The 7,808-nt window shown below is 69.8% G+C and carries 9 protein-coding genes, 1 tRNA gene and 1 pseudogene; 3 read left to right on the top strand and 8 right to left on the bottom strand.

Annotation, left to right across the window (positions count from 1 at the left end; genetic code table 11):
* The coding region (locus Q0C81_RS13225) for a phage tail sheath C-terminal domain-containing protein (protein WP_291838657.1) at window positions 1-1,070 on the top strand (1,070 nt) is incomplete at its 5' end.
* Between the two features lie 16 nt (window positions 1,071-1,086).
* Here Q0C81_RS13225 and Q0C81_RS13230 read toward each other — a convergent pair.
* Window positions 1,087-1,602, bottom strand: a complete 516-nt coding sequence (locus Q0C81_RS13230; RefSeq protein ID WP_291838661.1) for a hypothetical protein — start codon at window positions 1,600-1,602, stop codon at window positions 1,087-1,089.
* Window positions 1,603-1,658: 56 nt separating this feature from the next.
* Here Q0C81_RS13230 and Q0C81_RS13235 point away from each other — a divergent pair, with 56 nt between their 5' ends.
* On the top strand, window positions 1,659-2,414 hold the full coding sequence (locus Q0C81_RS13235; RefSeq protein WP_291838663.1) for a DUF805 domain-containing protein: 756 nt from the start codon (window positions 1,659-1,661) through the stop codon (window positions 2,412-2,414).
* Window positions 2,415-2,416: 2 nt separating this feature from the next.
* Here Q0C81_RS13235 and lptB read toward each other — a convergent pair whose 3' ends face one another.
* The 5 genes from lptB to Q0C81_RS13260 all read right to left on the bottom strand — a co-directional run bounded on the left by lptB (window position 2,417) and on the right by Q0C81_RS13260 (window position 5,367).
* Window positions 2,417-3,208: an LPS export ABC transporter ATP-binding protein gene (gene lptB / locus Q0C81_RS13240; protein WP_291838666.1), complete on the bottom strand. Its 792-nt coding sequence runs from the start codon at window positions 3,206-3,208 to the stop codon at window positions 2,417-2,419.
* 19 nt (window positions 3,209-3,227) lie between these two features.
* On the bottom strand, window positions 3,228-3,704 hold the full coding sequence (locus tag Q0C81_RS13245; protein WP_291838669.1) for an LptA/OstA family protein: 477 nt from the start codon (window positions 3,702-3,704) through the stop codon (window positions 3,228-3,230).
* Window positions 3,704-4,357 carry an LPS export ABC transporter periplasmic protein LptC gene (gene lptC / locus Q0C81_RS13250; protein WP_291838672.1) on the bottom strand — a complete coding sequence of 218 codons (654 nt, stop codon included), beginning with the start codon at window positions 4,355-4,357 and terminating at the stop codon, window positions 3,704-3,706. The genes Q0C81_RS13245 and lptC overlap by 1 nt, the downstream gene beginning before the upstream one ends.
* A gap of 9 nt (window positions 4,358-4,366) precedes the next feature.
* Window positions 4,367-4,981, bottom strand: a complete 615-nt coding sequence (locus Q0C81_RS13255) for a ribonuclease D (RefSeq protein WP_291838676.1) — start codon at window positions 4,979-4,981, stop codon at window positions 4,367-4,369.
* A gap of 299 nt (window positions 4,982-5,280) precedes the next feature.
* Window positions 5,281-5,367 (bottom strand) — tRNA-Leu (locus tag Q0C81_RS13260).
* A 175-nt stretch (window positions 5,368-5,542) separates the two neighbouring features.
* On the opposite strand from Q0C81_RS13260, the gene Q0C81_RS13265 reads away from it, so the two are divergent.
* Entirely contained in the window at window positions 5,543-6,514 is a 972-nt protein-coding gene (locus tag Q0C81_RS13265) for a complex I NDUFA9 subunit family protein (protein ID WP_291838679.1), read from the top strand.
* A 208-nt stretch (window positions 6,515-6,722) separates the two neighbouring features.
* Here Q0C81_RS13265 and Q0C81_RS13270 read toward each other — a convergent pair whose 3' ends face one another.
* On the bottom strand, window positions 6,723-7,526 hold the full coding sequence (locus Q0C81_RS13270; RefSeq protein ID WP_291838681.1) for an undecaprenyl-diphosphate phosphatase: 804 nt from the start codon (window positions 7,524-7,526) through the stop codon (window positions 6,723-6,725).
* 27 nt (window positions 7,527-7,553) lie between these two features.
* Window positions 7,554-7,808: pseudogene (locus tag Q0C81_RS13275) on the bottom strand (citrate/2-methylcitrate synthase); the annotation flags it as partial.

The following is a 7,808-nucleotide window of genomic DNA, read 5'->3' on the forward strand; positions in this document are numbered from 1 at the left end:
AGCGGTTCGCCAACGTCACCCTGGACCCGGCCTATCCCGCCCTGCTGCTGCGCCACGTGCTGACGGAGCAGTCGCAGCTGGCGACCTGGAGCAGCGGCGGAGCCGTGGCGGCGGGCGCGACCGGCCAGGGCCAGGGCGGCCGGGATTCAGCGCCCCTGTCGATCGGCGCCTGGCTGGGCGATCCGGTCCGGAAGACCGGCCTGTATGCGCTGGACCAGACGCCGGGCTTCAACATCCTGTGCATTCCGCCCGACGACGTCGACGGCGACACGCCGCCGGTCGTCTACCAGAGGGCGGCGGAATACTGCGTGATGCGCAATGCGATGCTGATCATCGATCCGCCGACGCGATGGCAGGCGGACTATGCGCGGGGCGAGCTGCAGGCGGTGTCGCCGGCCGACCTGGGCGCGTTCAGCGTCGAGGCGGGGCGCAGTTCCGCGGTCTACTTCCCCCGGGTGCAGGCCGTCGATCCGCTTCGCGACGGCCAGGTCCGAACCTTCCCCAACAGCGGCTACATGGCCGGCGTGTGGGCGCAGACCGATGTCCAGTCCGGCGTCTGGAAGGCCCCGGCGGGGCTGAACGCGGCGATCAACGGCGTCGCCGGCCTGCCCGCCGTGCTGACCGACGCGGAGAACGGCCTGCTGAACCCGCTGGGCGTCAACTGCCTGCGCACCTTCCCCATCGGCGGTACGGTGATCTGGGGGGCGCGCACGTTGCAAGGCGCCGACGTGCTGGGCGATCCCTACGCCTACATCCCGGTCCGGCGGCTGATGCTCTATCTGACGGAATGGACCCTGCAGAACACGAAGTGGGCGGTGTTCGAGCCCAATGACGAAGTCCTCTGGGCGGGCCTGCGCAGCCAGGTGTCGGCGTTCATGAACGACCTGTGGAAACAGGGCGCCCTGTTCGGATCCGCCTCGAACCAGGCGTGGTTCGTGAGCTGCGACGCCACCACCACCTCGACGGCCGACATCGAGGCCGGGCGGGTGAACATCCAGATCGGATTCGCGCCGGTGAGACCGGCCGAGTTCGTGATCCTGAACATCCAGCAGACGGCCGGGCAGGGCTAGGGCGGCGGCGCCTTCGTCAGGGCTGGATCGCCACGCCGACGAAGGGCCAGTCCTGCTCGCGGTCGGAGCCGAGAAGCCGGTCCTCGTCAGCCGGGTAGGAGGCGGTGTCGCCCGCGTACCAGAGGTCCGGGCCGCCGGTGAGGAACAGCCGCTGGCGCGATCCGACGCCCCCGATGCCGGCGTCGCAGGAAGTGCGCTGCGGGCCGATCTCGAACATCTCCAGCCGCGGACCCTTGAAGACGCGGACGGCGCGGACGAGGGCGGGACGGCCGGGCGCCGGGGCGCGGACGACCTCGGCGTCGATGATGGCGGCGAACTGGTCGATCGTGGCCCGCGCCGCGGCCTCGCGCCCCGCCGGGTCGGCCGGTATCGCGAAATCACAGGCGAGGGCGACGGTCGGAAGCCCGGTGAACAGGACGGCGACCGTCAGGGAAAGCGCGCGATGTCTCTGCATGGCGGGAGTGTGCGACACCGGCCCGCCGGGGGCAAGCGGGACCGTCTCGCGGCGGTTAACCCCTTCCGTCAGCGACATGTTCATCGCTCGCCCACAGGTTGAGCCTTGTCCGACAGGCTTTCCGGGGGTCCCCCATGGTGATGTTCCGACCGCTGATCCGCTATGCCGACTTCAAGGGTCGCGCCAGCCGGAGCGAGTACTGGCTGTTCGCCGTGCTGCAGGGGCTTTGGTACGGCCTGCTGGTCGGCCTGACCCTGGGCGCCATGGGCTCGGGCGAACCCGCCCAGGCGACGCCCGGCGTGCTGATCGCCTTCGGCGTGATCCTGATCAGCCTGGCCGCCCTGATCGTGCCCAACTACGCGGTGCTGGTGCGCCGGCTGCACGACAGCGGGCGCGGCGCGATCTGGCTGTGCCTGATCGTGCCCAGCCTGCTCAGCTCGGTGATGGTCATCGGCACGATCGCCACGGCCGTCGGCGCGGTCGGGGCGGGCGCGAGCCGCGAGGCCTTCGTCGGCACGGTCCTGACCGGGCTGGGCGCGGCGGGCGTGCTGTCGGTGATCGGCATGGTCTGCCAGGGCGTCCTGCTGATCCTGACCCTGCTGCCCGGCACGCGCGGCGAGAACCAGTTCGGCGGCGACCCGCGCGATCCCAGTTCGCGCGGCTATTCCTCGGGCGGCGGGATCTATGACGAGGCGCGGCTGGAGAGCCTGTTCGCCGAGGCCAGGGGCGAGACGGGCGCGGAGCCCGCGTACAAGCCCCGATTCGACTTCGGTCCGGGACCGCAGACCGAGCCGGCGCCGACCCGCCAGGCCGCGCCGGTCGACTGGGGGCGGCCCGCCTATGATCCCGGCACGGCGCCGTCGCAGCCGTTCGGACGCCGCAACGGCTGAAATCAGGCGTACATGTCGCCGAGGTAGACGCGCCGGACCTCGGGGTCGCGGATGACGTCCTCGGCCTTGCCCTCGAACAGGACCGAACCGCCCGAGATGATCGAGGCGTGGTCGATGATCTCGAGCGTCTCGCGGACATTGTGGTCCGTGATCAGGACGCCGATGCCCTCCCCCGCCAGATAGCGGATCACCTGCCGGATGTCGGCGATGGCCAGGGGGTCGATGCCGGCGAAGGGTTCGTCCAGCAGCATGAAGCTGGGGTTGCCGGCCAGGGCGCGGGCGATCTCGCAACGGCGACGCTCGCCGCCCGACAGGCCCGAGGCCGGGGCGTGGCGCAGGTGGTCGATGCGGAGCTCTTCCAGCAGGCGGCTGGTCTCCTCGGCGATCTTCCTGCGGTCGGTCTGGTGCAGTTCGACCACGGCGCGGATGTTCTGCTCGACCGTCATGCCGCGGAAGATCGAGGCCTCCTGCGCCAGATAGCCCAGGCCCATGCGGGCGCGCTGGTACATCGGCTGGGCCGTGATGTCCTCGCCGTCCAGCCAGATCGAGCCGGCGTCCGGCGGGATCAGGCCGGTGATCATGTAGAAGCAGGTGGTCTTGCCCGCGCCGTTGGGACCCAGGAGCCCCGCGACCTCGCCGCGCTGGACGGTGAGGGAGACGTCGCGGACGACCTGGCGCTGGCCGAAGGAGCGGGCCAGGTGTTCGGCCCGCAGGCCGGTCGCGCGCGCGGCCTCGACCGGCGCCGGGGCGACCGCGTCATGGACGTTGAGGGCTGAGAGTTCCTTGCGCGCCACGCGACACCCGAGCCGAAGCTCAGTTCCCCCGCGTCTGGGGGTGGAAGACGCCCTGGACGCGACGGCCCGAGCCGCCTTCCATCTGCGCCGCCTCGGTGCGGGTGTTGTAGACCAGGCGGGCGCCGGTGACGACGTTCTCGCCCTGGGTCAGGATCACGTCGCCGGTCAGGATGACGGTGTCGTTGCTGGTGGTGAAGACCGCGTGGTCCCCGCGGATCGTCTGTTCCGGCGTGACGAGATAGACGTTGCCGGTCGCCTCGACGCGGCTGTCGCCCGTCTGGTCCAGACCGGCGATGCGGTCGGCGCGCAGGCGGTTGTCGCCCTGGATCAGTTCGGCGCGGCCGATGAGGTTCAGGGTGCTGCCGACATATTCGACGCGGTCGGCGCCCCAGGTGATCGGCTGCCCGCCCTGGAAGCTCTGGGCGTCGCCGATCGTCGGCAGGGCCATCAGGCCCAGGCCGAGCGCGGCGGCGGTCAGAAGTGTGGTCTTGCTCATCAGTTCGCCCTCGCCGGGTTCACGGTCCCGCGCACCTTGTTATCGCCCGTACCGCTGAACACGACCCGTTGGCCCTGTTCATAGATCGCATAGGACGAAGCGTTGATCGTTCCAAGGGGGCCGGTTCCCTGAACCCCCTTGTCGCCGGTCACCACGCCGGTCGATGTATTGACCACCGCCTCGGGCGTGACGAGCGTGAAACCGGTGCCGCCGTCGGAAATCCGGACGTTGGGGCCGATGGTCACGGTCTTGGCGACCTCGTCGTACGTGCCGCCGTCGGCGGTCAGGGTGGTGACCTTGCGGCCGCCCAGGTTCAGGCGGAGCGCCGGGCCGATCAGGCGGAAGCGGCCCGTGGCCGGATCCCGCACCGCGCCCTTGGCCCCGATGACGAAGCTGCGGCCCTGGGCGTCCTGGCCGTGGAACATGGGGTTGTCGAGGCGGACCTCGCGGCTGGTCCCGGCCTTGCGCTCGACGTCCGACATGACGGTGCGCAGGACGACCCAGCTGATCGTGCCGCCGGCCAGCACCAGAATCAGCACCGGCAGGAGGCGGCGCAGCAGCTGGACCCGCCGGGAGCGCGAGCGGAAGGCCTTGGCCGTCGCGGCGACGCGGGCCTCGTCCTCGGCGGTGCGGCTCTCGACCGGCTCGATCATCAGTGCGCGTCACGCATGGGCGAAGATGTCCTGCTCGTCCCAGCCCGCGAGATCGAGGGCCGAACGGGTGGGCAGGAAGTCGAAGCAGCGGCGCGCCAGCTCGGTGCGGCCTTCGCGCTCGAGCATCTCGTCCAGCTTGGCCTTCACGGCGTGCAGGTAGAGGACGTCGGAGGCGGCGTAGTCCAGCTGGGCCTGGGTCAGGACGGCCGCGCCCCAGTCGCTGGACTGCTGGGCCTTGCTGAGTTCGACGCCCGCGCATTCGCGCACGACATCCTTCAGGCCGTGGCGGTCGGTATAGGTGCGGGCCAGCTTGGAGGCGATCTTGGTGCAGTAGACCGGACGGGTCTCGACGCCGAGATGCAGCTGGAACATGCCGATATCGAAGCGGCCGAAGTGGAACAGCTTCAGCACCGCCGGATCGGCCATGACCCGCTTCAGGTTCGGGCAGTCGTAGGCGGGCCGGTTCAGGCGCACGACATGGGCGTCGCCGTCGCCGGACGACAGCTGGACCACGCAGAGCGGATCGCGGCGGAAGCGCAGCCCCATGGTCTCCGAATCGACAGCCACCACCGGACCCAGGTCCAGACCGTCGGGAAGATCGCCTTCGTGCAGAAATACCGTCATGAGCCGTAGGTAGCGCGCAGCGGCGCAGGAGGCGAGGCCAATGTCGTCTGACGGAGCCGGCAGGCGGCTAATCGCGGCTGACGGAGCCCAGCTAGTGATTAGTGGTTAGTGATTAGTGGGTCGACGCCGCAGGCGGCGGCGCGCAACCGGCGCTGTCAGAGACGCGGCCACCCACTAATCACTAACCACTAATCACTTCGCCAGCACCAACGGCCGCCAGCCGGGGCGCCGTTCCCCATCGAGCCCCGCCCCAAAAGAGAAACGGCGCCGCACCGGAAGTGCGACGCCGTTTCAATAATTGGTGCCCAGAAGAGGACTCGAACCTCCACGACCTTTCAGTCACTGGCACCTGAAGCCAGCGCGTCTACCAATTCCGCCATCTGGGCCCGGACGTCGCGTCCCCGAGGGGTCGTTTTCGTCTGGAAGGCGCGGACCTCTAAGGCAGCGGATCATGTGGGTCAACAGCCATTTTTTGCGTTTGCGTTGCGAGGCTCGCAGCCATCGTCTAATCCCCGCCCCAGCAAGGGTTCGCCCGCGCGCCGTTCGCCTTTGGAGTCTGACATGAGCGAAGTCGCCCCCGGCCTGGTCACCGTCTTCGGCGGTTCGGGATTCGTCGGCAGCCAGGTTGTGCATGCCCTGGCCCGTCGTGGCTGGCGTATCCGCATCGCCTGCCGCCGTCCTGACCGGGCCTACAAGCTGCAGACCTCGGGGTCGGTCGGCCAGATCCAGGCGATCCGCTGCGACGTCACGGACGCCGCCCAGGTGGCCGAGGCGGTTCGCGGCGCGGACGCCGTGATCAATCTGGTCGGTATCCTGTACGAGGCCGGCGCGCGCACCTTCGAGGCCCTGCACGTCGGCGCGTCGCGCAAGATCGCGGAAGCCTGCGCCGCCGCCGGCGTGGACCGTCTGGTCCAGGTCTCGGCCCTGGGCGCCAATCCGGAGAGCGAGTCGGACTACGCCCGCACCAAGGCCGAGGCCGAGATGGCGGTGCGCGAAGTGAAGCCGGACGCGGTGATCCTGCGTCCGTCGGTCGTGTTCGGCCCCGGCGACGACTTCCTGAACAAGTTCGCGGGCATGGCCCAGATCGCCCCCGTGCTGCCGCTGATCGGCGGCGGCCAGACGAAATTCCAGCCGGTCTATGTCGGCGACGTGGCCGAGGCCGTGGCCCGCGCCGCGAGCCGCAGCGAAGCCGGCGGCCAGACCTATGAGCTGGGCGGCCCGGCGGTGATGACCTTCGAGGACGTGCTGAGGCTGGTGGCGCGCGAGACCTACCGCACCCCGGGCTTCCTGCCCCTGCCCTTCGCCATCGCCAAGCTGATCGGGACCTTCGCCCAGATCCCGGCGGCCCTCGGCTTCAAGCCGGTGCTGACCAAGGACCAGGTGGTGCTGCTGGAGAGCGACAACGTGGTCGCCGCGGACGCCCAGGGCCTGGCCGCGCTGGACATCGAGCCCACGGGCGTCGAGGCCGTGGCCGCCAGCTATCTGTGGCGCTACCGCCGCGGCGGTCAGTTCGCGGAAGCGGCGGCGGCCTGAGCCACCGCCTCCAGCGGAGCGCGGATCTTCGGGGAAGTGGTTAGTGGTTAGTGGTTAGTGGTTAGTGGTTGGCCACCAGCCTGCGACAGCGCGGTTTGCGCCGCTCTTCCGCCGGCACTGTCAGCGGAAGGGCGGCGCAGGTCTTGCGGCTGCACCCTGCCGACCAACCACTAACCACTAACCACTAACCACTTCCGGCGCTCCGGGATCAGCCGTAGGCCCAGATGGCCAGCAGGCCGACGCCGCCGACCAGGATCCGCCAGGCCGCGAACGGCGCGAAGCCGTAGCGGCCGACGAAGTCGACCAGGGTCCTGACCACGAACAGGCCGCTGAAGAACGACACCACGAAGCCGATGCCGATCAGTCCGGCGACGTCGCCGTTGATCAGGTCGCGGCTCTCCCAGAAGTCGAGGCCGAAGGCCGCGACCATGGTCGGGATGGCGAGGAAGAACGAGAACTCCGCCGCCGCCCGCTTGTCGACGCCCAGCAGCAGGCCGCCGACGATGGTCGCGCCCGAGCGCGACACGCCGGGGATGATCGAGAGGCACTGGAACAGGCCGACGCCCAGCGCCGTCTTCCAGCTGAACTTCATGGAATCCTCGGTGCGGGCCGGGGGCGCCCAGCGCTCCAGCGCGATCAGGGCGAAGCCGCCCAGGATCAGGGTCACGCAGACGATCGTGGGATTGAACAGCACCCGCTTGATGAAGTCGTGGAACAGCAGGCCGACGATGGCGGACGGGATGAAGGCCAGCAGCACCGACAGGGCGAACATGCGCGCCGCCGGATCCTTGCCCGGCAGGCCGACCAGCACCTTCCACAGGCGCTGGAAGTAGAGCGCCACCACCGCCAGGATCGCGCCCAGCTGGATCATGACGATGAAGGTGTCCCACGGCTCCGGCGGCAGGCCGAGGGCCTCCTTGGTCAGCAGCAGGTGGCCGGTGGACGAGACCGGAATGAATTCGGTCAGGCCTTCCACCAGGCCGAGGATGATCGCCGCCAGCCAGTCCGCCATGCGCGTCCTTTCAAAGATGATGTCGGGTCAGTTCGCGCCCGGTTCGGGCCCCACATAGCGCAGGCGCGCCCGGATAGGCGAGCCGTCCAGCATCTGATCGACCGCATGGGCCAGTAAACCCGCTAGGCGGCCCGTCAGCAGTATGTCCTGCGCCGCGTCTCTCGGCAGCTCCATGCGGCGCACGGCGACCGCGAGGGCCAGGGCGAAGCCCGGCGGCTGTCCCGTGACCGCCTCACCGTCGCGCAGGACGCGGGCCAGGTCGGCCGGCAGTTCGGCGGCGGC

It is taken from the genome of Brevundimonas sp. (assembly GCF_023259385.1).
Classification (GTDB): Bacteria; Pseudomonadota; Alphaproteobacteria; order Caulobacterales; family Caulobacteraceae; genus Brevundimonas.

Bases quoted from the DNA above. Each gene is read 5' to 3' on its own strand.
- Q0C81_RS13230 (WP_291838661.1), bottom strand. From the start codon at position 1,602: ATGTCGCTGACGGAAGGGGTTAACCGCCGCGAGACGGTCCCGCTTGCC.
- Q0C81_RS13235 (WP_291838663.1), top strand. From the start codon at position 1,659: ATGGTGATGTTCCGACCGCTGATCCGCTATGCCGACTTCAAGGGTCGC.
- Q0C81_RS13245 (WP_291838669.1), bottom strand. From the start codon at position 3,704: ATGAGCAAGACCACACTTCTGACCGCCGCCGCGCTCGGCCTGGGCCTG.
- lptC (WP_291838672.1), bottom strand. From the start codon at position 4,357: ATGATCGAGCCGGTCGAGAGCCGCACCGCCGAGGACGAGGCCCGCGTC.
- Q0C81_RS13255 (WP_291838676.1), bottom strand. From the start codon at position 4,981: ATGACGGTATTTCTGCACGAAGGCGATCTTCCCGACGGTCTGGACCTG.
- Q0C81_RS13265 (WP_291838679.1), top strand. From the start codon at position 5,543: ATGAGCGAAGTCGCCCCCGGCCTGGTCACCGTCTTCGGCGGTTCGGGA.
- Q0C81_RS13270 (WP_291838681.1), bottom strand. From the start codon at position 7,526: ATGGCGGACTGGCTGGCGGCGATCATCCTCGGCCTGGTGGAAGGCCTG.